Origin of the sequence: Streptomyces turgidiscabies Car8 (assembly GCF_000331005.1) — a bacterium.
GTDB lineage: Bacteria > Actinomycetota > Actinomycetes > Streptomycetales > Streptomycetaceae > Streptomyces > Streptomyces turgidiscabies.
On the sequence record NZ_AEJB01000537.1, the window covers coordinates 1 to 1281 of the forward strand.

Here is a 1281-nt window from a genome sequence, read left to right on the forward strand (position 1 = left end):
CCGGGTCGGATGGGTGGCCACGACTGCACCCTGCACCCGCAGGGATGGCCCCAGCCGGGCGATGTCCCCGGTGACGGCGTCGGGCCGGGTAAGGGGTCGGCCGACCGGGCCACGCACCCTGACCTTGCGCAGGACCGGGATGAACTGCGGGCTGTCCGTGGCCTGTCTGGGGGACAGGTCGTGCCCCGCGGTGACGTCGGCATGCGCCCGCCGGTGCCTCACGCGCATGGTCACCGCCCGCCGTGCCTCGTCACGACGGCCGGGACGCCCGTCACCCGCCGGGCCCGGGCAGGCGCAGGCGCTGGCCGGTGGACTCGGCGATACCGGGGTCGGTGTATCCGTGGGAGGCGCGGATGTCGGTGTCGGCCTGTTCGAAGCCGCTCCAGTCGACGGCGGCGACCCAGCGCTGGGCGAAGCGCAGGACGGACAGCAGGGATTCCCCGCGGCCGGCCTGGTTGCTGACCGCGGTGAGCCCGGCGAGGTAGTTGTTGCGGTACACCGTCGGGATCACCAGGCGGACCTGGCCCGCGGCGGTGAGCTCGGCGTTGGCGACGATGCGGGCCACGCGACCGTTGCCGTCGTCGAAGGGATGGCACTCGGTGACCAGGAACATCACGGCGGCAGCCCGGTGCAGCGGGTCGGTGACCGGGGAGAACACCTCGAAGCCGCGCTTGAGGGTGCCGAACAGCAGGTCCGGCTCGACGAACCGGTAGCCGCCGGCGTAGTTGTCCGCCTCCTTGAGCTCGCCGGGCCGCTTCTCCGGCCGGGCGGCCATCAGGAGGCGGTGGTGATCGCGCAGCAGATCCAGCAGATCGGCGCCGGACAGCGGCTTACGGGCGGCGAGCACGGGATCGGACAGGATACGGAAGGTGGCGGAGACGTCGTGGGCGTCCTTGGGGCGCGCGGCGGGGATCTCGCCGTCGACGGCGATGCGGCGGGCCTCCTCGACGCCGAACTCGGTGCCTTCGATGAAGTTGGAGAAGTAGGCCTCGAAGAACGCCAGCCACTCCCACCGGGCGGCGCCTCCCAGTGCGGGTGCCGGCTCCGGGGGCAGGGTCGCCAGTCCTGCCGCGAGGTTCTCGAACATGGCGATGCGGTGGGCGTCGAAGGGCTCGCCGTCCAGGCGCGCCTGCAGCCGGGGTGAGGCGGGCGCGGTGGAGGAGATGGTCCCCAGCACTTCGGCGAGCCGGGCGCGGACGGTCTCGGCCGCGCCTGGGTCCAGACTGCCCTTGATGAGATCCAGTTCGGCCAGGACATTGAGTATCCGCCCTGACCCGCCGG

Annotated in this window: 1 protein-coding gene and 1 pseudogene; both read right to left on the bottom strand. The window is 72.6% G+C overall.

Going from position 1 to position 1281, the window contains the following annotated elements:
* Positions 1-228 (bottom strand): annotated as a pseudogene (locus tag STRTUCAR8_RS55910) (hypothetical protein); the annotation flags it as partial.
* A gap of 43 nt (positions 229-271) precedes the next feature.
* A partial coding sequence (locus STRTUCAR8_RS39165; protein WP_048818884.1) for a Fic family protein occupies positions 272-1281 on the bottom strand: 1010 nt, incomplete at its 5' end.